The sequence below is a fragment of the Methylobacterium sp. FW306-05-D genome (assembly GCF_058782155.1).
The window spans coordinates 53,988-76,115 of record NZ_JBYSXL010000009.1; the positions used below are offsets into that span (position 1 = coordinate 53,988).

The following is a 22,128-nucleotide window of genomic DNA, read 5'->3' on the forward strand; positions in this document are numbered from 1 at the left end:
CACGCATGACCAAGATCGTCGTCGACGGCACCGAGGTCGATGTTCCGGCGGAGTACACGCTGCTCCAGGCCTGCGAGGCGGCAGGCGCGGAAATCCCGCGCTTCTGCTTCCACGAGCGGCTGTCCATCGCGGGCAATTGCCGGATGTGTCTGGTCGAGCTGAAGGGCGCCCCGAAGCCCGTGGCCTCCTGCGCCTATGCGGTGAAGGATTGCCGTCCGGGCCCGAACGGCGAGCCGCCGGAAGTGCTGACGCGTTCGGGAATCACGAAGAAGGCCCGCGAGGGGGTGATGGAATTCCTCCTCATCAACCACCCCCTCGATTGCCCGATCTGCGACCAGGGCGGGCATTGCGACCTGCAGGACCAGGCGATGGCCTACGGGGTCGACTCGACCCGCTACGGCGAGAACAAGCGCGCGGTGGAAGAGAAGTACATCGGCCCGCTGGTGCGGACCGCCATGAACCGCTGCATCCACTGCACCCGCTGCGTCCGTTTCCTGGCGGAGGTGGCCGGCGTGCCGGATCTCGGCGCCATCGGGCGCGGCGAGGACATGGAGATCACGAGCTACCTCGAATCCGCCATGGGCTCCGAACTGCAGGGCAACGTCGCGGATCTCTGCCCCGTGGGCGCCCTCGTCCACAAGCCGCAGAGCTACGAGGTCCGGCCCTGGGAGCTGTCGAAGACCGAATCCGTCGACGTGATGGACGCTGTCGGATGCGCCATCCGGGTCGATGCCCGCGGTCGCGAGGTCATGCAGATCGAGCCGCGCGTGCATGAGGGGATTAACGAGGAGTGGATCTCCGACAAGACCCGCCACGCCGTGGACGGCCTGCGCAGCCAGCGGCTCGACCGGCCCTACCTGCGCGAGAACGGCCGCCTGCGGCCTGCATCATGGGGTGAGGCGTTCTCGGCAATCGCCGCCAAGGTGAAGGGCACCGACCCGAAGCGCATCGGCGCGGTGGTCGGCGACCTCGCGGGTGTCGAAGAAACCTATGCGCTCAAGGCCTTGATGACCTCCCTCGGGGTGACGAACCTCGATTGCCGGCAGGCCGGCGAGGCGATCGACCCGGCCTGGGGCCGGTCCGCCTACACCCTCGGCACCGGTATCGCCGGGATCGAGGAGGCGGATGCGATCCTCCTCATCGGCAGCAATCCGCGCCTGGAGGCCTCCCTCCTCAACGTGCGCATCCGCAAGCGCTGGCGGATGGGGCCGCTCGCCGTTGGCCTGATCGGTGAGCCCGTCGACCTGACCTACCCCCATACCTATCTGGGCGCCGGACCCGAGACCCTGGCCGACATCGCCTCCGGCCAGCACAGCTTTTCCGAGGCGCTGAAGGCGGCGAGCCGGCCCCTGATCATCGTCGGCACCGGCGCGCTCGCCCGGCCCGACGGCGCCGCGATCCTCGCCGCCGCGGCGAAGCTCGCCCGGGAGATCGGCGCGGTCACGCCCGAATGGAGCGGCTTCGGCGTGCTGCAGACGGCGGCCGCCCGGGTCGGGGCGCTCGATCTCGGCTTCGTGCCGGGGGAGGGCGGGCTCGACTTCGCGGGCATCGCGGACGGGGCGAATCTCGACGTGGTATACAACCTGGGTGCCGACGAGGTCGCGGTGGGACCGGGTGCGTTCGTGATCTACCAGGGCACCCACGGAGACCGCGGCGCCACCCGCGCCGACGTCGTGCTGCCGGGGGCCGCCTACACGGAAAAGAGCGCGACCTACGTCAATCTCGAGGGCCGGGTCCAGACCACGAATCGCGCCGGCTTCCCGCCGGGCGATGCCCGCGAGGATTGGGCGATCCTGCGCGCCCTGTCCGACGTGCTGGGTAAGCGCCTGCCGTTCGATTCGCTGGGAGCCCTGCGCCGGGCGCTCTATGCGGAGCATCCGCACTTCGCCGCCCTCGACGCCATCGCGCCGAGCGATGCGGTGGCCGCGGTGGAGACGCTGTCGGCCTTGGGCGGCGAGCCGACCCGCACCGCCTTCGCGGCGGCGGTCCCGGACTTCTACCTCAGCAACGCGATCGCCCGCGCCTCGCGGGTGCTCGCCGAGTGTTCGAGCCTCGCCCGGGTGCGCGGCCTCGAAGCGGCCGAATAAGGATCTCCTGCGATGACCTTCTGGGAAATCCTCGGCACCGTCCTGCTGCTGGCGCTCAAGAGCTTCGTGCTCCTGGCGCTGCTGCTGGTCTTCATCGCCTACGCACTGCTGGCCGACCGCAAGATCTGGGCGGCGGTGCAGCTCCGGCGGGGTCCGAACGTGGTCGGGCCCTGGGGCCTGTTCCAGTCCTTCGCCGACCTGCTGAAGTTCGTTCTGAAGGAGCCGGTCATCCCGGCCGGCGCCAACAAGGCGCTGTTCCTACTGGCGCCCCTGGTCTTCGCCACCCTGGCGCTCGCCGCCTGGGCGGTGATCCCGCTCGCCGAGGGCTGGGCCATCGCCGACCTGAACGTCGGCATCACCTACATCTTCGCGATCTCGTCGCTGGGCGTGTACGGCGTCCTGATGGGCGGCTGGGCCTCGAACTCGAAATACGCCTTCCTGGGCGCGCTGCGCTCGGCCGCGCAGATGATCTCCTACGAGGTCTCCCTCGGCTTCGTCATCATCTGCGTCCTGCTCTGCGCCGGCTCCCTCAACCTCTCCCGCATCGTCATGGCGCAGGACACCAGCCTCGGCATCCTGGGCTGGTACTGGCTCTGGCTGTTCCCGATGTTCGTGGTGTTCTTCATCTCGGCGCTGGCCGAGACGAACCGCCCGCCCTTCGACCTGCCGGAGGCCGAATCGGAGTTGGTCGCGGGCTACATGGTCGAGTATTCCTCGACGCCGTACCTGCTCTTCATGCTGGGCGAGTACGTGGCTATCATGACCATGTGCGCGCTGGGCACGGTGCTGTTCCTGGGCGGCTGGCTCTCCCCGATCCCGTTCGCGCCCTTCACCTGGGTGCCGGGCCTGATCTGGTTCGCCCTGAAGGCGAGCTTCCTGTTCTTCATGATCGCCATGGTGAAGGCCATGGTGCCGCGCTACCGCTACGACCAGCTCATGCGCCTCGGCTGGAAGGTGTTCCTGCCGCTCTCGCTCGTCTCGGTCGTCGTCGTCGCCTTCGTCCTCAAGCTCACCGGCCTCGCGCCGGGCGCCTGACAACCCCTCACGGAGATCCGAGCCATGAAGCTCGATCAGGTCGCTAAGGGTCTGCTGCTCAAGGAGTTCGCGTCCGGGTTCGTCCTGGCGATGAAGTACTTCTTCAAGCCGAAGGCCACGATCAACTACCCCTTCGAGATGGGCCATCGCGGCCCGCGCTTCCGGGGGGAGCACGCCCTGCGCCGCTATCCCAACGGCGAGGAGCGCTGCATCGCCTGCAAGCTGTGCGAGGCCATCTGCCCTGCCCAGGCCATCACCATCGAGGCGGGCCCGCGCCGCAACGACGGCACCCGCCGCACGACCCGCTACGACCTCGACATGGTCAAGTGCATCTATTGCGGCATGTGCCAGGAGGCCTGCCCGGTGGACGCGATCGTCGAGGGGCCGAACTTCGAGTTCTCGGTCGAGACCCGCGAGGAGCTGCTCTACGACAAGGAGAAGCTCCTCCTGAACGGCGACCGCTGGGAGCGCGAGATCGCGCGCAACCTCGCCGTGGACGCGCCCTACCGCTGAGGCGGCCCCTCCGCCGGTCGGCGGACTGAGACAGGGGACCGGTTCCGTGCCCACGGAGCCGGCCCGGGCCCGCCGAGGCGGTTGTGCACCGCAGGGGCGGGTTCTATAGACGGGCGGCCGGTGGGCCGTGGCACATTTTCGGCAGAAGGGGCCGTCCTCGGGACGGCTGATCTCAAGAACCGCATGAGCGCAGCCGCTGCCTTCTTCTACCTGTTCGCAGGTGTGACCATCGCCTCGGGCTTCATGGTGATCGCCTCGCGCAATCCCGTGGCCTCGGTGCTCTTCCTCATCCTCGCCTTCGTGAACGCCGCCGGCCTGTTCGTGATGATGGGCGCCGAGTTCCTGGCGATGATCCTCGTGGTCGTCTACGTGGGCGCGGTCGCGGTGCTGTTCCTGTTCGTCGTGATGATGCTCGACGTGGATTTCGCGCAGCTGCGCCAGGGCTTCCAGCAATACCTGCCCATCGGCGCGCTGATCGGGGCGGTGTTCCTGATCGAGCTGCTGCTCGTGGTCGGCTCCTGGACCATCGATCCGGGCCTCGTGCAAGCGCCCCTCGGCCCCGTGGCCAGCGCCGATTCGGTCACCAACACCCAGGCGCTCGGCCGGGTGCTCTACACGGACTACGTCTTCTTCTTCCAGCTCGCCGGACTGATCCTGCTGGTGGCGATGATCGGCGCCATCGTGCTGACCCTGCGCGACCGCCCCGGCGTCAAGCGCCAGAACATCGCCGTCCAGAACGCGCGCACGCAGACCATGGCGGTGGAGACCCGCAAGGTGCCCTCGCGCCAGGGCGTCGAAGTCTGATGGCCGGCGGAGCCACACGCGCCGGCGGACCTCGAACGGCAGAGACCAGGAGCCACATCCGATGATCGGCCTGAGCCACTACCTGACGGTCGCCGCGATCCTGTTCACGCTCGGCGTGCTCGGCATCTTCGTGAACCGCAAGAACGTCATCGTCATCCTGATGTCCATCGAGCTGATCCTGCTCGCGGTGAACATCAACCTCGTGGCCTTCTCCACCCACCTCAACGACATCACCGGACAGATCTTCGCCCTGTTCGTGCTGACGGTGGCGGCGGCGGAGGCGGCCATCGGCCTCGCCATCCTCGTCGTGTTCTTCCGAAACCGCGGCTCCATCGCGGTCGAGGACGTCAGCATGATGAAGGGCTGAGCAGAACCCGAGGCGGAACTTCCTCGACGTCCGGCGGCGCGGTCCTCGCGCCGCCAGGGCGGTGACACGAACCCCACAGGGTGCCGCCCTGGCCCCCGCGCAGGTCGCGCGGGGTCCGGGCACGCCCCAGGAGGCCGGACAAGCCAGCGATGTATCACGCGATCGTCTTCCTCCCGCTCGTCGGTGCGCTGCTCGCCGGCCTGTTCGGCCGTCAGCTCGGCCCGAAGCTCAGCGAGGGCATCACCACCGGCCTCCTCGCCTTCTCGGCCCTGCTGTCCTGGGGCGCCTTCCTCGAGGTGCCCGGCACCGAGCACGCCACCCGCGTGCAGGTCGCGACCTGGTTCACCGCCGGCGACCTCGTGGTCGACTGGGCCTTCCGCATCGACACCCTGACGGTGATCATGCTGGTGGTCGTGACCTCGGTCTCGACCCTCGTGCACCTCTACTCCATCGGCTACATGGAGGAGGACCCGCACCGGCCGCGCTTCTTCGCCTACCTGTCGCTTTTCACCTTCGCCATGCTGATGCTGGTGACCTCCGACAACCTCGTGCAGATGTTCTTCGGCTGGGAGGGCGTCGGCCTCGCCTCCTACCTGCTGATCGGGTTCTGGTACGAGAAGCCCTCGGCCAACGCCGCGGCCATGAAGGCCTTCATCGTCAACCGCGTCGGCGATTTCGGCTTCTCGCTGGGCATCTTCCTGGTCTTCGTGCTCACCGGCTCGATCGCCTTCGACGGCATCTTCGCCCGGGCGCCCGAGATCAAGGACGCGACCTTCCACTTCCTCGGCTACGACTGGAGCGCCTGGACGCTCGCCTGCCTGCTGCTGTTCATGGGCGCCATGGGCAAGTCGGCCCAGTTCCTGCTGCACACCTGGCTCCCGGACGCCATGGAGGGCCCGACCCCCGTCTCGGCGCTGATCCACGCCGCCACCATGGTGACGGCCGGCGTGTTCATGGTGGCGCGCCTGTCGCCGGTCTTCGAGCTCGCCCCCAACGCCCTCGTCGTGGTCACGGTCATCGGCGGCATCACGGCGTTCTTCGCGGCCACGGTCGGCCTCGTGCAGAACGACATCAAGCGCGTGATCGCCTACTCGACCTGCTCGCAGCTCGGCTACATGTTCGTGGCCCTCGGCGTCGGCGCCTACTCGGCCGCGGTGTTCCACCTCTTCACCCACGCCTTCTTCAAGGCGCTGCTGTTCCTCGGGGCCGGCTCGGTCATCCACGCGATGCACCACGAGCAGGACATGCGGAACATGGGGAATCTGCGCCGCTACATCCCCTTCACCTCGGCGATGATGACCATCGGCACCCTGGCGCTGATCGGCTTCCCCTTCACCGCCGGCTACTACTCGAAGGACGCCATCATCGAGGCCGCCTACGCCTCGACCCGGCCCGGGCACACGCTGGCCTTCCTGTGCACCGTGGTCGCCGCGCTGATGACCTCGTTCTATTCCTGGCGCCTGTTCTTCATGACCTTCGAGGGGCCCGCCCGCTGGGCCGGCCATGGGGCGCATCACCACGACGACCATCACGCGGTGGCCCATGCGGGCGCCTCGGCACAGGCCGACGGCGCGCCGGGCCACCACGAGGGGGTGGCCCACGACGATCACGGCCACGACGTCGAGCCGGCCTCGCACAGCGCCATCGAGCACCACGACCATGCGCACACCCCGCATGAGAGCCCGCTCGTCATGACGATCCCGCTCGGCATCCTGGCCTTCGGCGCGCTCTTCGCCGGCCTGATCTTCAAGAACCGCTTCATCGGCGAGGGCATGGACACGTTCTGGGGGCATTCCCTCGGCCACGGTCCCGACAACCACATCATGCACGACATCCATGCGGTGCCGGCGCTGGTGGCCTATTCGCCCTTCATCATGATGCTGATCGGCTTCGTGCTGGCCTACTGGATGTATATCCGCCGGCCCGAGCTGCCGGGCCAGCTCGCCGCGCAGCAGCCGAGCCTGTACCGGTTCCTGCTCAACAAGTGGTACTTCGACGAGCTCTACGACCGGATCTTCGTCCGTCCGGCCAAGGATTTCGGCAAGTTCCTCTGGAAGGAGGCCGACGGCCGGGTCATCGACGGCATGGGCCCGGACGGCATCGCCACCCGCGTCCTCGACGTGACCCGCGGCGTGGTCCGGCTCCAGACCGGCTACGTCTACCACTACGCCTTCGTCATGCTCGTCGGCGTCGCCGCCCTCATCAGCTGGTACATGCTGACCGGCTTGCCCAAGGTCGCCCATTGATGGCCGCTGTCACGAACCGGAGCCCCCGCTGATGTTCGGCCTCGGCATCCTCTCCGGCCTCCTCATCGTCCCGCTCTGCGGCGCGGCCTTCATCCTCACCCTGGGTGAGGAGACCGAGGCCTCGAAGCGCAACGCCCGCTGGGCCGCGCTCATCACCACGCTGGCCACCTTCCTGCTCTCGCTGGTGGCCTGGGGCCGCTACGACGCGACCACCGCGAGCTTCCAGCTCGTGGAGACCCATGCCTGGCTGAGCGAGGCCACCCGGTTCAAGCTCGGCGTCGACGGCTTCTCGATGCCGCTGATCCTGCTGACCACCTTCCTGATGCCGTTCTGCATCGGCGCCTCGTGGCTCTCGGTGAACACCCGGGTGAAGGAGTACTTCGTCGCCTTCCTCGTCCTCGAGACGACGATGATCGGCGTGTTCTGCGCCCTCGACCTGGTCCTGTTCTACCTGTTCTTCGAGGCCGGCCTGATCCCGATGTTCCTCATCATCGGCATCTGGGGCGGCAAGCGGCGCATCTACGCCAGCTTCAAGTTCTTCCTCTACACCCTGCTCGGCTCGGTGCTGATGCTGCTCGCCATCATGGCGATGTACTGGCAGGCCGGCACCACCGACATCCCGACCCTGCTGCACACCCGCTTCCCCGTTGAGATGCAGACCTGGCTCTGGCTGGCCTTCTTCGCCTCCTTCGCGGTGAAGATGCCGATGTGGCCGGTCCATACCTGGCTGCCGGACGCGCACGTGGAGGCGCCCACCGCCGGCTCGGTGATCCTGGCGGGCATCCTGCTCAAGATGGGCGGCTACGGCTTCATCCGGATCTCGCTGCCGATGTTCCCGGACGCCTCCCATGCCTTCGCCCCGATGGTGTTCGCCCTCTCGGTGATCGCGATCATCTTCACCTCGCTGATCGCGCTGATGCAGACCGACATCAAGAAGCTCATCGCCTATTCCTCGGTGGCGCATATGGGCTTCGTGACCCTCGGCCTCTTCACGATGAACGAGCAGGGCATCCAGGGCGCGCTGTTCCTGATGATCTCCCACGGCATCGTCTCGGGCGCGCTCTTCCTCTGCGTCGGCGTGGTCTACGACCGGATGCACACCCGCGAGATCGCCGCCTATGGCGGCCTCGTGAAGCGGATGCCCCTCTACGCGGCGGCCATGATGGTGTTCACCATGGCCAATGTCGGCCTGCCGGGCACCTCCGGCTTCGTCGGCGAGTTCCTCGCCATGATGGGCGCCTTCCGGGCCAACCCGACGGTGGCGTTCTTCTCGGTCTTCGGCATCATCCTGTCTGCCGGCTACGCCCTCTGGCTCTACGCCCGGGTGATCTACGGCAAGCTCGAGAAGCCCAACCTGCAGGGCATCCTCGACCTGGATCTGCGCGAAAAGATCATCATCGCGCCGCTCGTCGCCCTGACGATCTATTACGGCGTCCACCCGGCCCCCGTGCTCGACACCTTCGCGCCCTCGACGGAAGCGTTGATGCAGAGCATGCGGACCGCGCTCTCGAACACGCAGACCGCCGCGGCCACCCTGCCGCCCGCGTCGCGCTGAAGGCTTGACCCGATGAACGCCGCTCAGATCGTCATGCCCGCGCTCGGGCCCGCCCTGCCGGAGCTGATCCTCAGCCTCGGCGTGCTGGTGCTGATCCTCTACGGCGCGTTCCGGGGCGAGCGCTCCGCCGAGGGCGTCAACGTCGGCGCGCTGATCCTGCTGGTGGTCGCGCTGTTCGCGGTCATGTCCCAGTCGGGCGCCAAGATCACGACCCTGAACGGCTCCTTCATCGTCGACAACTTCTCGAAGGTGATGAAGGCCCTGATCCTGCTCGGCTCGGCGGCCTCGATCCTGCTCTCGCGCGACTACTTCCAGCGCGAGCGCATCGACCGGTTCGAGTTCCCGATCCTCCTGATCCTCTGCACCATCGGCATGATGGTGATGGCCTCGGCCAACGACCTGATCTCGCTCTATCTCGGCCTCGAGCTGCAGTCGCTCGCCGCCTACGTGATCGCGGCCTTCCACCGGGACAACCTGAAATCCACGGAGGCCGGGCTGAAGTACTTCGTCCTCGGGGCGCTCTCCTCGGGCATGCTCCTCTACGGCGCCTCCCTGGTCTACGGCTTCACCGGCACCGTCTCGTTCCCCGGCATCGTCGCGGCGCTGGACGGCACGGCGAGCTTCGGCATCGTGCTCGGCATCGTCTTCGTGGCGGCCGGCGTCGCCTTCAAGCTCGCCGCCGTGCCGTTCCACATGTGGACCCCCGACGTCTACGAGGGCTCGCCGACGCCCGTGACCGCCTTCTTCGCCTCGGCGCCCAAGATGGCCGCCATGGCGATGACGGTGCGGCTCTTCATCGGCGCCTTCCCGGACGTGACCGCGGTCTGGCAGCAGATCATCGTCTTCGTGGCCATCGCCTCGATGGCGCTGGGCTCCTTCGCGGCGATCGGCCAGCGCTCGCTCAAGCGCCTGATGGCCTATTCCTCCATCGGCAATGTCGGCTACGCCCTGGTCGGCCTCGCGGCCGGCTCGCAGGCGGGCATCAGCGGCGTGGTGGTCTACATGATCATCTACCTGGCGATGACGCTCGGCGCCTTCGCGGTGCTGCTGTCGCTGCGCCGCGGCGGCCAGATGTTCGAGACCGTGGACGACCTCGCCGGCCTGTCGCGCACCCATCCGGTCATGGCCTTCTGCCTGGCCGCGATGATGTTCTCGCTGGCCGGCATCCCGCCGCTGGCCGGGTTCTTCGCCAAGTACTACGTCTTCCTCGCCGCCATCCAGTCGGGGCTCGTGGCCCTGGCGGTCATCGGCGTCGTCACCAGCGTGGTCGGGGCGTTCTACTACCTGCGCGTCGTCAAGGTGATGTATTTCGACGAGCCGGTGGCCGCCTACGAGCCGATGGCGCCGGGGCCCCGCATCGTCCTCGCGCTCGCGAGCCTGGTCGTGGTGCTGCTCGGCATCGTCCCGGGTCCCCTGGTCGGGGCCGCGGGCGCCGCCGCCAAGTCGCTGTTCTAGGGCGTTGAGCGGCTACGCCCTCGGCATCCGGGCGCGGGCGGAGGGGCACCGCCTCCACGTGCACGACCGCCTCGGCTCCACCAACACCGAGGCGCTGGAGCGGTTTCGCGACGGGGAGGCCGGGCCCCTCTGGGTGGTGGCGCATCGGCAGGAGGCGGGCCGCGGCCGGCGCGGCAACGCCTGGGTCTCCGAGCCCGGAAACCTCGCCGCCAGCCTGCTCTGGCCCGTGGACGACGTCGAGCCCGGCCAGGTGCCGACCCTCGGCTTCGTCGCCGGCCTCGCCCTGGCCTCCGCCCTCGCGGCCTGCGGAATCGCCGGGTGCCGGCTGAAATGGCCCAACGACGTCCTGGCCGCGGGCGCCAAGCTCGCGGGGCTGCTGCTGGAGGCCGAGAGCCGGCCCGGCGGGCGCCGCGCGGTGGTGATGGGCTTCGGTGTCAATGTCGCTGCGACGCCGCAGGGCTTGCCTTATCGCGCCACGTGCCTCAGGCAGATGCGGTACGACACGCGCGCCGAGGATCTGTTCGTCCACCTGACGGACGGACTCGTCGACGCCGCGCGACTCTGGGAGTGTGGCCGCGGATTCTGGCAGATCCGCGAGCGCTGGATCGCTGACGCGGCCGGGATCGGCGCGCCGGTTTCGGTGCGGACAGGCGACACCCTCGTGCACGGAATTTTCGAGACGATCGACGAGGCAGGACGGCTCGTGGTCCGATCGGAGGATGGGACGCGACGGACCGTGACGGCGGGCGAGGTGCATCTGGGAACGGCCGCGACGGCGGCTTGAGGTTTGGACGGACAATGACGACAGGGCAAGACGAACTCGTCTTCGTGCCGCTCGGCGGCGTGGGCGAGATCGGCATGAACGCGGCGCTCTACGGCTTCGGCCCCCCGAAGCGGCGCAAATGGATCATGGTCGATTGCGGCATGGGCTTCGCCGGCGAGGAGGGATTCCCCGGCATCGACCTGATGTTCCCGGATCTCAGCTTCATCGAGGAGCGCAAGGACGACCTCCTGGCCATCTTCATCACCCACGCGCACGAGGACCATATCGGCGCGATCGGCGAGCTCTGGCCCAAGCTGAAGGCCCCCGTCTACGCGACGCGCTTCGCCAAGAACCTGCTCGAGGCCCGCCGCCTGAGCGAGCCGGGCGCGCCCAAGGTCGTCCTCAAGGAGATCCAGGCCGGCCGCCGGGTCCAGATCGGCCCGTTCGAGATCGAGTACGTGCCCGTCTCGCACTCGATCCCCGAGTCGAACGCGGTCGCGATCCGGACGCCGCACGGCCTCCTGCTCCACACCGGCGACTGGAAGCTCGACCCGACCCCGATCCTCGGCGACGTGACCTCGGAGGCCGCCTTCCGGGCGCTCGGCGACGAGGGCATCCTGGCGATGATCAGCGATTCGACCAACGTCGTGCGCGAGGGGCGGTCCCCGAGCGAGGCCGAGGTCGCCGCCACCCTGCGCGAGCTGATCTCCGAGGCCCCTCACCGGGTCGCGGTGACCACCTTCGCCTCCAACGTCGCCCGCATGCGCGCGGTCGCGGAGGCCGCCCAGGCCTGCGGCCGCGAGGTGATCGCGGTCGGCCGCGCCATGGACCGGGTCATCGCGGTCGCCCGCGAATGCGGCTTCCTCGACGGCCTGCCGGAGTTCCGCTCGTCGGACAGCTACGGCTACCTGCCCCGCGACAAGGTCGTGGCCCTGCTCACCGGCTCCCAGGGCGAGGAGCGCGCCGCGCTCGCCCGGGTCTCGCGCGACGACCATCCCGACATCACCCTGGCGGCGGGCGACCGCGTCATCTTCTCCTCGCGGGCGATCCCCGGCAACGAGCGGGCGGTGGGCGCGATCATCAACGACCTCATCAATGCCGGCATCGAGGTGGTCACCGACCGCACGAAGCTCGTCCACGTCTCGGGCCACCCCCGGCGCGACGAGATGGCGGAGATGTATGCCTGGACCCGGCCGCAGACGGCGATCCCCGTCCACGGCGAGGCCCTCCACCTCGACGAGCATGCGCGCTTCGCCCGGGCCCAGGGCGTGCCGAACATCGTCAAGGCCCGCAACGGCAGCGTCGTGCGCCTCGCGCCCGGCACGCCGGAGATCGTCGATCACGTCAAGGCCGGGCGCCTGTTCAAGGACGGCAACGTCCTGATCGACGCCAAGGACCGGGCCATCCCCGAGCGCCGCAAGCTGGCGCAGGCCGGCCTCGTCTCGGTGGCCATCGCCATCGACGTCCAGGGCGAGGTCCTGGGCGAGCCCGCCATCGACATCATCGGCCTGCCCAATCGCGGCCGGAACGGCCAGGCGATGCTCGACGTCGTCGTCGAATCGGTCTCGCGCACGCTCTCGGGCCTGTCGAAGCAGAAGCGCAAGGATGCCGAGGGCACCGAGAAGGCCGTCGACCGCGCGATCCGCTCGGCGGTGAACGAGGTCTGGGGCAAGAAGCCCGCCTGCCACGTGCAGGTGGTCGAGGTGTAGCGAGCGAACCCTCCCCCCTCTGCAGGGGAGGGGTGTCGCCGATGCGGGTGGGTTGCGCGGGACGCCGGCGCGCAGCACACCGTCATCCCGGGGCCGCGCAGCGGAGCCCGGGATCCAGAACCACAGCTCTCGCCGCGTCCGGCACCGTCGGCGGCTCTGGATTGCACGCCGCTGGCGCGCTCCTTCGGGTCCGGGCTCGCCTGCGGCGCCCCGGAATGACGCCGCGGTGCCATCGATATCGCCCGGTTCGACGGGGGAGGGGTGGCGTCGGGTTTTAGGGAAGGAAGGGGAAGACATCATGATCGGACGCCTGAACCATGTCGCCATCGCGGTGCGCGATCTCGACGCCGCCTGCGCCATCTACCGGGACACGCTCGGGGCCACCGTGACGGAGCCGCTGCCGCAGCCCGAGCACGGCGTCACCGTGGTGTTCGTCAACCTGCCCAACAGCAAGGTCGAGCTGATGTCGCCGCTCGGCGAGGGCTCGCCGATCGAGAGCTTCGTGGAGCGCAACCCCAACGGCGGCGTGCATCACGTCTGCTACGAGGTCGACGACATCATCGCCGCCCGTGACAAGCTGAAGGCCCAGGGCGCCCGCGTCCTCGGCACCGGCGAGCCGAAGATCGGCGCCCACGGCAAGCCCGTGCTGTTCCTCCACCCGAAGGACTTCCTCGGCACCCTGGTCGAGCTGGAGCAGGTCTGAGCCGGATGGGCGCCATCCTCCAGACCCTGGCGGCCTCCACCCTGCGCACCGTGGCGGTGATGGTGGTGGTGCTCGCCGCGGTGGTCGTCCTCGCGGTGGGCCTGTTCAAGCTCACCGTGTTCGGGGCGCTCGCCCTCTATTTCGTGGTCTGGTGGACCCTGCTCTTCGTCATCCTGCCGCTCCGCAACCAGGTGGAGACCGATCCGGAGCGGATCGTGCCGGGCCAGGACCCGGGCGCGCCCGCCGCCCCGCGCCTGCGCGAGAAGGCGATCCTCACCTCGGTCCTGGCGAGCGTCGTCTTCCTGGCGGCGATCCAGGTCTTCGAGCTGGCCGGCCTCTGAGCGCGTCCGGGGCGGTGCGGTCGAACCGGATGTGAGACCGCGCGCGGACGTAAGGTCACGCCGCCGTCGTCTTCCAGACCGGGCGCGTCGCTGCACCCGCGAAGAACGGACATCGCGCACGCGGGACATCGAACCATGGCCGCAGTGACAGCACCGGGTCATTCCGGGGCGCCGCAGGCGAGCCCGGAATCCAGAACCGCCGATGGTGCAAGGGCTTGCGCAACCTGTGTTTCTGGATCCCGGGTTCCGCTGCGCGGCCCCGGGATGACGGCGCGTCGGCGTGCGATGGCGCGCGGATCACGCCGCAGCGGCGCCAGTCTCGCGCAAGCGGCGAGACATAAAAAAAGCAAGGCCTAAGCCTTGCTTTTGTGAAGATGGTAGTCGGTTCAGCCTCGATTGTCTCACGCATTGCTGACGGCGTGGCGGCTGAAATTCCTCCCGAGACTCGGACCGTGCGGCGCTGCTGCTTGGCAGCGCGATCATCACGGACGCGCTTATAGGAATAACAATTCCCATTGTCACCTGCTTGATGAAACATTCCTGCGCTTTCCTACAGGAATGCGCGCCGGCGCCGGGCGGGGACGATCCACCCCGGGAGGGGCGAAACGCCACGCTGCGGGGCGGTGTCGCCCCGCCGCGCTTGTGTTTTCCCGATGCAATGTGTTGTGTGCCCGGGCGTGCCGCCGACCCGCTGGCGCGCTGTTTCCAAGGTCTTCCATGCGTCTCTCCCGCTACTTCCTGCCGACCTTGCGCGAGACGCCCAAGGAGGCCGAGATCGTCTCCCACCGCCTCATGCTGCGCGCCGGGCTGGTGCGCCAGGAGGCGGCCGGCATCTATGCCTGGCTGCCGCTGGGCCTGCGCGTCCTGAACAAGGTCTGCGCGGTGATCCGCGAGGAGCAGGACCGGGCGGGCGCCATCGAGATCCTGATGCCGGCCATCCAGTCGGCCGAGCTCTGGCGCGAATCCGGCCGCTACGAGGCCTACGGCAAGGAGATGCTCCGCATCGCCGACCGCCACGACCGCGAGATGCTGTTCGGCCCCACCGCCGAGGAGGTCGTGACCGAGATCTTCCGCGGCAGCGTGCGCTCCTACAAGGACCTGCCCAAGAACCTCTACCAGATCTCCTGGAAGTTCCGCGACGAGGTCCGGCCGCGCTTCGGCACCATGCGCTCGCGCGAATTCCTGATGAAGGACGCCTATTCCTTCGATATCGACCAGGCTGCCGCCCGGCACGCCTACAACCGGATGTTCGTGGCCTACCTGCGCACCTTCGCGGGCCTCGGCCTGAAGGCGATCCCGATGCGGGCCGATACCGGCCCGATCGGCGGCGACCTCAGCCACGAGTTCATCATCCTGGCCCAGACCGGCGAGAGCGAGGTCTACTGCGACAGCCAGTATCTTGACTTCGAGATCCCCCCGGTCACCACCGACTTCGAGGACGTGGCCGCCCTGCAGGGCACCGTCGACCGCTGGACCTCGCTCTACGCCGCCACCTCCGAGATGCACGAGCCGGCCGCCTTCGCCGAGGTGCAGGCCGACAAGCAGATGGCCGCGCGCGGCATCGAGGTCGGGCACATCTTCTACTTCGGCACCAAGTATTCCGAGCCGATGGGCGCCAAGGTCACCGGCCCCGACGGCGTCGAGCGCCCGGTCCACATGGGCTCCTACGGCATCGGCCCGAGCCGCCTCGTGGCGGCGATCATCGAGGCGAGCCACGACGAGGCCGGGATCATCTGGCCCGACGCGGTGGCGCCCTTCGACGTGGCGCTGATCAACCTCAAGACCGGGGACGCCGCCACCGACGCCGCCTGCGGCGAGATCCAGGCCACCCTGGAGGCCGCCGGCCTCAGCGTGCTCTACGACGACCGCGACGAGCGCCCGGGCGCCAAGTTCGCCACCGCCGACCTCATCGGCCTGCCCTGGCAGGTCATCGTCGGGCCCCGCGGCCTCGCCGAGGGCAAGGTCGAGCTGAAGCGTCGGGCCGGCGGCGAGCGGGAGACCATCGCGCCGATCGATCTCCTCGCGCGCCTGAAGCGGCTCTGAGGCCCCCCATGGCGGCGACCCTGACGGACAGGCTTGCGGGCCTTCGCGCCCGGTTCCGGCGCGGGAGCACGCCGCCCTTCGCCGGGTTCGAGTGGATCATCGCCGGGCGCTACCTGCGGGCCCGGCGCCGGGGCGGCGGCGTCTCCGTGGTGGCGTTCTTCTCGCTGCTCGGCATCGCCCTCGGCGTCGCCACGCTGATCATCGTGCTCTCGGTGATGAACGGCTTCCGCACCGAACTCCTGTCGAAGATCGTCGGCATCAACGGCCACGTCTTCGTCGCGCCGATCGACAAGCTCTTCACCGACTATGCCGACCTCTCCGACCGCCTGTCCAAGGTCGCCGGGGTGCGGGCGGCCATCCCCCTGGTCGAGGGACAGGCCTTCGCCTCCTCGCCCTATGGCGGCGCCGGCAGCGGCGTGCTGGTGCGCGGCATCCGGGGCGAGGACCTCGGCAAGATCGGCGCCATCGCGAGCAACATCAAGGGCGGCAGCCTGGAGGGCTTCGACGACGGCTCGGGCGTCGCCATCGGCCGGCGCCTGGCCGAATCCCTCGGCGTCCAGGCCGGCGACCAGATCAACCTCTTGACCCCGAAGGGCGCCTCGACGCCCTTCGGCACGGCGCCGCGCACCAAGGGCTACACCATCCGGGCGATCTTCGAGATCGGCATGACCGAGTTCGACTCGACCTTCGTGTTCATGCCGCTCGCCGAATCCCAGGCCTTCTTCAACCGGGACGCCGACGTCAGCCTGATCGAGATCTACCTCGACAACGCCGAGACGGTGGCGGCCATGCGGCCCGACCTCGAGATGGCGGCCGAGCGCCCGGTGCTGCTCACCGACTGGCGCCAGCGCAACCGGACCTTCTTCGGCGCCCTGGAGGTGGAGCGGAACGTGATGTTCCTCATCCTCAGCCTGATCGTCGTGGTGGCGACCCTGAACATCATCTCGGGGCTGATCCTGCTGGTGCGCGACAAGTCGAGCGACATCGCCATCCTGCGCACCATGGGGGCGACGCCGGGCACCATCATGCGGGTGTTCCTCATCAACGGCGCGCTGATCGGCGTGGTCGGCACCCTGAGCGGCCTGGGCCTCGGCGTCCTGATCACGATGAACATCAAGGGCATCCAGCGGGTACTGTTCCCCTCCGCCTGGGACCCGACCGTGCGCTTCCTCGCCGAGATCCCGGCCGAGATGAACGCCAACGAGATCACCGTGGTGGTCGTCACCTCCATCGCCCTGTCGCTGATCGCGACGCTGTATCCCTCGTGGCGTGCCGCCCGGCTCGATCCGGTGCAGGCCCTGCGCTACGGCTGAGGCCCGAACATCCATGACCACGACAGCCGAGGCGCCCGGCGCGCAGCCGGTCCCGGCCCTGTTCTTCGCCAAGGTGGAGCGGCGCTACGCCCAAGGGGCGGGCGCAGGGGCGGGCGCCCTCGAGATCCTGCGGCAGGCGGATTTCGCGATCTGGCCGGGCGAGCTCGTCGCCCTGGTGGCGCCCTCGGGGGCCGGCAAGAGCACGCTCCTGCACCTCGCCGGCCTCCTGGAGCGCCCGGACGGCGGCGAGATCTACGTGGGCGGCAACCCCACCGCCGCGATGGCGGATGCCGAGCGCACCCGCCTGCGCCGCGAGGAGATGGGCTTCGTCTACCAGTTCCACCACCTCCTGCCCGAGTTCTCGGCCCTGGAGAACGTGGTCATGCCCCAGCTCATCCGCGGGCTGTCCCAGCGCGAGGCGCGGGCGCGGGCGAGCGAGCTCCTGAGCTTCCTCGGCCTGAAGGAGCGCCTGCAGCACCGGCCCGCCGAACTCTCGGGCGGCGAGCAGCAGCGCGTCGCCATCGCCCGGGCGGTGGCCAACGGCCCCCGCCTGCTGCTCGCCGACGAGCCCACCGGCAACCTCGACCCGCACACCGCGGCCCATGTCTTCGGCATCCTGGTCTCGCTGGTGCGCGCCTCCGGCCTCGCCGCCCTGGTGGCCACCCACAACATGGATCTCGCCGCCCGCATGGACCGGCGCGTGACGATCCGGGACGGGCTGATCGAGCAGATGCCCTGAGGGGGCGTGGTCTTGCACCCTCGGCGCCGTGGGCGTATGTACAGAAATCTGTACAAGAGGGGGCGCGGTCCATGACCCATGTCGGCTTCAGCGACTTGCGGAAGAACCTCGCAACCCATTTCGACCGCGTCGAGGCGGACCGCACCGAACTGGTGGTGACGCGGCAGAACCACGAGGATCTGGTGATCCTGCCCCTGGCCGAGTTCGAAAGCCTGCGGGAGACCCTGCACCTCCTGGGCACGCCCGCGAATGCCCGCCGCCTGACGGAGGCCATGGCGCAGCTCGACGCGGGCGGCGGGACGGAGCGGGACCTGATCCAGCCGTGAAGCTGGTCTGGTCGGACCAGGCCTGGGACGATTACTGCCACTGGCAGGCGACCGACCGCACGACCCTCCAGCGCATCAACGAACTGATCGGACAGGCGCGGCGAAACCCGTTCCAGGGCATCGGCAAGCCCGAGCCCCTGAAGGGCAATCTCAAGGGCTGGTGGTCGCGCCGGATCACCGGGGAGCATCGCCTGGTCTACCGGGTCGCCGGGCAGGGAGCGGAGCAGGCCCTCGAGATCCTCCAGTGCCGGTGGCATTACAACGGCTAACCCGGCCTTGTACCGCGCGGATTTACGATCGGTTCACCCTGTTCTTCACCCTTTTCAGACAGACCTTTACACAGAACAAAACAAGAACAAAACTCGGGGCGTCAACGAAAGGCGAGGCCCATGTTCAAGCGGATGATCCTGACGGGTGCGGTCGAGTTCATGGCCTTCGGGCTCCTGGCGGTCTCCGTCGCCGCCTGGGCTGTCGCACTGGCGCCCTTGCGATAGCGTTGCGGCCCGGGCACAGGCGGCAACTCTCCACAGCAAACCGTGGGTGCGGGGCGCTCGGCCATGGATTCGTTCACCCTGAGGCGCTCTGGTGCGGGCATGGCGCGAATCCTCAAAGACCCGGCTTACGTCCACCTCCACGTCCATTCCTCGTTCTCCCTGCTGGAGGGCGCCCTGAAGGTCGGCGACATCGTCAAGGCGGCGCTGGCCGACCGGCAGCCGGCCCTGGCCCTCACCGACACCAACAACCTCTTCGGCGCGCTGGAATTCTCCGAGAAGGCCGCCGGCGCCGGCATCCAGCCCATCCCCGGCCTCCAGCTCACCGTGGCCTTCGAGGCGCCCGACCCGATGGCGCGCGTCGGGCAGGCCCAGGCCGGCTGCGCCAACATCGTCGTGCTGGCCCAGGACGAGACCGGCTACGGCAACCTGCTGCGGCTGGCGAGCCGGGCCTATTTCGACGGTGCGCTCGGCGACGCGCCCCGCGTCGGCGTCGAGGCGCTGGCCGAGTCGAGCGCCGGCCTGATCGCCCTGACGGGCGGCTCCACGGGCCCCCTCGACGGCGCCCTGCGGATGGGCCGGGCCGAGCTCGCCGCCGGCCGCCTGGCGCAGCTGCGCGCGGCCTTCGGCGAGGACAACCTCTACGTCGAGCTCCTGCGCCACGGCCTGCCCGACGAGCGCATGATCGAGCGGGAATTGCTGCGGCTCGCCGACGGCCACGGCCTCTCGGTGGTGGCGGCCAACGAGCCGTTCTTCGCCCGCGAGGGCGATTACGACGCCCACGACGCCCTGCTGGCCATCGCGGATGGCCGCCTCGTCTCGGACGACCGCCGCCGCCGGCTGACCCCGCGCCACGGCTTCAAGACCCGGGCCGAGATGGCCGCGCTCTTCGCCGACCTGCCCGACGCCCTCGACGCCACCGTCGAGATCGCCATGCGCTGCGCCCACCGCGTGCGCACCCGCAAGCCGATCCTGCCGAATTTCGGCGTCGTCGCCGCCCGCGACGCCGCCGCCCCCGAGGTCGCGGCGGCGCCGCCCCTCGACGAGCCGGCGGAGCTGCGCCGGCAGGCGGAAGCCGGCCTCGAACTGCGTCTGGCCCAGCACGGCACCGCGCCGGGCATGACCGAGCAGGTCTACCGCGACCGCCTGGCCTTCGAGCTCGACGTCATCGTGGGCATGAAGTTTCCCGGCTACTTCCTGATCGTGTCGGACTTCATCAAGTGGGCCAAGGACCACGACATCCCGGTGGGGCCGGGCCGCGGCTCCGGCGCCGGCTCCCTGGTGGCCTGGTCGCTGCTCATCACCGACCTCGACCCCTTGCGCTTCGGCCTGCTCTTCGAGCGCTTCCTCAACCCCGAGCGCGTCTCGATGCCGGATTTCGACATCGACTTCTGCGTCGAGGGCCGCGAGCGCGTGATCCAGTACGTGCAGCAGCGCTACGGCGAGCGGCAGGTGGCGCAGATCATCACCTTCGGGACGCTGCTGGCCCGCGGCGTGCTGCGCGACGTCGGCCGCGTGCTGGAGATGCCCTACGGGCAGGTCGACAAGCTGACCAAGCTCGTGCCGCAGAACCCGGCCAACCCCGTCACCCTGGTCCAGGCCATCGAGGGCGAGCCGAAGCTCCAGCAGGCGATCGAGGAGGAGCCGATCGTCGCCCGGCTCATGGAGATCTCGAAGAAGCTCGAGGGCCTGCACCGGCACGCCTCGACCCACGCCGCCGGCGTCGTCATCGGCGACCGTCCCCTCGAACAGCTGGTGCCGCTCTACCGCGATCCGAAGACCGGCATGCGGGTGACCCAGTTCAACATGAAGTGGGTCGAGGCCGCGGGCCTGGTGAAGTTCGACTTCCTCGGCCTGAAGACGCTGACGCTGCTGCGCTGCTGCACCGACTTCCTGGCCAAGCGCGGCATCATCGTCGACCTCGCCTCGCTGCCCCTCGACGACCCGGCGACCTACGCGCCGATGAAGCGCGGCGAGACGGTGGGCGTGTTCCAGGTGGAATCGGCCGGCATGCGCAAGGCGCTGGTCGAGATGCAGGCCGACCGCTTCGAGGACATCATCGCCCTGGTGGCGCTCTACCGCCCGGGCCCGATGGCCAACATCCCGGTCTATTGCGAGCGCAAGCTCGGGCGCGACGCCGGCAACGAGGCGAGCTGGTACCCGCACGAGAAGCTGGAGCCGATCCTCAAGGAGACCTTCGGCATCATCGTCTACCAGGAACAGGTGATGGAGGTGGCCAAGGTGCTGGCCGGCTACTCGCTCGGCGAGGCCGACATGCTCCGCCGCGCCATGGGCAAGAAGATCAAGGCCGAGATGGACGCCCAGCGCGACCGCTTCGTGAAGGGCTGCGTCGAGCGCGACCTGACCAAGGCCAAGGCCAACGAGATCTTCGACCTGCTCGCCAAGTTCGCCGATTACGGCTTCAACAAGTCGCACGCCGCCGCCTACGCCCTGCTGACCTACCAGACCGCCTACCTGAAGGCGAACCACCCGGTGGAGTTCCTGGCCGCCGCGATGCAGCTCGACATCGACGTCACCGACAAGCTCGCGGAGTTCCGCCAGGACGCCCAGCGCCTGAAGATCACCGTGGAGCCGCCCTCGATCAACACCTCGGGCGTCGGCTTCGAGGTGCGCGAGGGCCGCATTCACTACGCGCTCGCGGCGATCAAGGGCGTGGGCCGGGGCGCGGTCGAGGCGCTGATCGAGGCCCGGGGCGACAGGCCCTTCAAGGACCTCGCCTGCCTCGCGCGCCGGCTCAACCCGCGCATGCTCAACAAGCGCACCCTCGAGAACCTCGTGGCCGCCGGCGCCATGGACACCATCGAGCCGGATCGCGCCCGGGCCTGCGCCGCCATCGAACCGATGATGAAGCTCGCGCAAGGGGCGGCCGAGGCGGCCAGCACCGGCATTGAGGACATGTTCGGCGGCATCACCGCCGCCGACGTCACCCTGCGGGTGCCGCCCTACGATCCCTGGCCGATGGCCGACAAGCTGAAGAAGGAATACGACGCGATCGGCTTCTTCCTGTCGGGCCATCCGCTGGACGAGTACGGCGACCTCCTCGGCAAGCTCCGGGTCCAGACCTGGGCCGAGTTCTGCCGGGCGGTGCGCGCCGGCACCACCAGCGTGGGCCGCGTGGCGGCCTCCGTCCTCGACCGCTCGGAGCGCCGGACCAAGACCGGCAACAAGCTCGGCATCGTCATCCTCTCGGACCAGACCGGGCATTTCGAGGCGATCATCTTCTCGGAAGGCCTCGGCCAGTACCGCGAGATCCTGGAGCCCGGACGCCCCCTGGTGCTCCAGCTCCAGGCCAATCTCGAGGGCGAGGACGTGCGCGCCCGCATCATGACCGCCGAGCCCCTCGACGTGGCGGTGGCCCGCCACCAGAAGGGCATGCGGGTCTACCTGCGCGACGAGCGCCCGATCCCCAGCGTGCAGCAGCGCCTGCAGGTGCGCGGGGAGGGCGAGGTCTCCCTCATCCTCCTCCTCGACGGCGCCCGCGAGGTCGAGGTCAAGCTGCCGGGCAAATACCAGGCGACGCCCCAGATCGCCGGGGCGCTCCGGGCCGTGCCGGGGGTGGTGCAGGTCGAGGTGAACTGAGGCGCCGGCCGGGCTTCCGGGATGGGCGCTTTAAGCCT

Annotated in this window: 18 protein-coding genes; all 18 read left to right on the forward strand. The window is 69.1% G+C overall.

Annotated features, from left to right (window positions below):
* The first annotated feature begins 5 nt into the window (after positions 1 to 5).
* Positions 6 to 2,087: an NADH-quinone oxidoreductase subunit NuoG gene (nuoG, locus tag AC3WLN_RS05745; RefSeq protein WP_492480103.1), complete on the forward strand. Its 2,082-nt coding sequence runs from the start codon at positions 6 to 8 to the stop codon at positions 2,085 to 2,087.
* A gap of 12 nt (positions 2,088 to 2,099) precedes the next feature.
* On the forward strand, positions 2,100 to 3,122 hold the full coding sequence (gene nuoH, locus AC3WLN_RS05750) for an NADH-quinone oxidoreductase subunit NuoH (protein ID WP_463773066.1): 1,023 nt from the start codon (positions 2,100 to 2,102) through the stop codon (positions 3,120 to 3,122).
* Positions 3,123 to 3,146: 24 nt separating this feature from the next.
* Complete coding sequence (gene nuoI / locus AC3WLN_RS05755; RefSeq protein ID WP_055947361.1) at positions 3,147 to 3,635, forward strand: NADH-quinone oxidoreductase subunit NuoI; 489 nt, start codon at positions 3,147 to 3,149, stop codon at positions 3,633 to 3,635.
* Between the two features lie 183 nt (positions 3,636 to 3,818).
* Positions 3,819 to 4,439 (forward strand): NADH-quinone oxidoreductase subunit J, encoded by a 621-nt coding sequence (locus tag AC3WLN_RS05760; protein ID WP_492480104.1) that lies wholly within the window; start codon positions 3,819 to 3,821, stop codon positions 4,437 to 4,439.
* A gap of 61 nt (positions 4,440 to 4,500) precedes the next feature.
* A complete protein-coding gene (gene nuoK / locus AC3WLN_RS05765) occupies positions 4,501 to 4,806 on the forward strand; it encodes an NADH-quinone oxidoreductase subunit NuoK (protein ID WP_463773071.1) in 306 nt (101 codons plus the stop codon).
* A 149-nt stretch (positions 4,807 to 4,955) separates the two neighbouring features.
* The gene (gene nuoL / locus AC3WLN_RS05770; RefSeq protein ID WP_492480105.1) at positions 4,956 to 7,052 is read left to right on the forward strand and encodes an NADH-quinone oxidoreductase subunit L; all 2,097 of its coding nucleotides are present in this window, start codon (positions 4,956 to 4,958) and stop codon (positions 7,050 to 7,052) included.
* Between the two features lie 31 nt (positions 7,053 to 7,083).
* Positions 7,084 to 8,607 carry an NADH-quinone oxidoreductase subunit M gene (locus AC3WLN_RS05775; protein ID WP_492480106.1) on the forward strand — a complete coding sequence of 508 codons (1,524 nt, stop codon included), beginning with the start codon at positions 7,084 to 7,086 and terminating at the stop codon, positions 8,605 to 8,607.
* Between the two features lie 12 nt (positions 8,608 to 8,619).
* Entirely contained in the window at positions 8,620 to 10,062 is a 1,443-nt protein-coding gene (gene nuoN, locus AC3WLN_RS05780; protein ID WP_492480107.1) for an NADH-quinone oxidoreductase subunit NuoN, read from the forward strand.
* 4 nt (positions 10,063 to 10,066) lie between these two features.
* Entirely contained in the window at positions 10,067 to 10,846 is a 780-nt protein-coding gene (locus tag AC3WLN_RS05785) for a biotin--[acetyl-CoA-carboxylase] ligase (protein WP_492480108.1), read from the forward strand.
* Between the two features lie 14 nt (positions 10,847 to 10,860).
* Positions 10,861 to 12,534 carry a ribonuclease J gene (locus AC3WLN_RS05790; RefSeq protein ID WP_492480109.1) on the forward strand — a complete coding sequence of 558 codons (1,674 nt, stop codon included), beginning with the start codon at positions 10,861 to 10,863 and terminating at the stop codon, positions 12,532 to 12,534.
* 298 nt (positions 12,535 to 12,832) lie between these two features.
* Positions 12,833 to 13,237, forward strand: coding sequence for a methylmalonyl-CoA epimerase (mce, locus tag AC3WLN_RS05795; RefSeq protein ID WP_018042032.1), 405 nt, complete (start codon positions 12,833 to 12,835; stop codon positions 13,235 to 13,237).
* A gap of 5 nt (positions 13,238 to 13,242) precedes the next feature.
* On the forward strand, positions 13,243 to 13,578 hold the full coding sequence (locus AC3WLN_RS05800) for a DUF1467 family protein (protein ID WP_181259620.1): 336 nt from the start codon (positions 13,243 to 13,245) through the stop codon (positions 13,576 to 13,578).
* Between the two features lie 717 nt (positions 13,579 to 14,295).
* Positions 14,296 to 15,621, forward strand: coding sequence for a proline--tRNA ligase (gene proS, locus AC3WLN_RS05805; RefSeq protein ID WP_492480110.1), 1,326 nt, complete (start codon positions 14,296 to 14,298; stop codon positions 15,619 to 15,621).
* A gap of 8 nt (positions 15,622 to 15,629) precedes the next feature.
* Entirely contained in the window at positions 15,630 to 16,934 is a 1,305-nt protein-coding gene (locus tag AC3WLN_RS05810; RefSeq protein ID WP_492480111.1) for a lipoprotein-releasing ABC transporter permease subunit, read from the forward strand.
* A gap of 13 nt (positions 16,935 to 16,947) precedes the next feature.
* On the forward strand, positions 16,948 to 17,673 hold the full coding sequence (locus AC3WLN_RS05815) for an ABC transporter ATP-binding protein (protein ID WP_492480112.1): 726 nt from the start codon (positions 16,948 to 16,950) through the stop codon (positions 17,671 to 17,673).
* A 71-nt stretch (positions 17,674 to 17,744) separates the two neighbouring features.
* A complete protein-coding gene (locus AC3WLN_RS05820; RefSeq protein ID WP_492480113.1) occupies positions 17,745 to 17,999 on the forward strand; it encodes a type II toxin-antitoxin system Phd/YefM family antitoxin in 255 nt (84 codons plus the stop codon).
* Positions 17,996 to 18,268: a Txe/YoeB family addiction module toxin gene (locus tag AC3WLN_RS05825; RefSeq protein ID WP_492480114.1), complete on the forward strand. Its 273-nt coding sequence runs from the start codon at positions 17,996 to 17,998 to the stop codon at positions 18,266 to 18,268. The genes AC3WLN_RS05820 and AC3WLN_RS05825 overlap by 4 nt, the downstream gene beginning before the upstream one ends.
* A 324-nt stretch (positions 18,269 to 18,592) precedes the next feature.
* On the forward strand, positions 18,593 to 22,090 hold the full coding sequence (dnaE, locus tag AC3WLN_RS05830; RefSeq protein ID WP_492480138.1) for a DNA polymerase III subunit alpha: 3,498 nt from the start codon (positions 18,593 to 18,595) through the stop codon (positions 22,088 to 22,090).
* Positions 22,091 to 22,128: the final 38 nt, after the last annotated feature.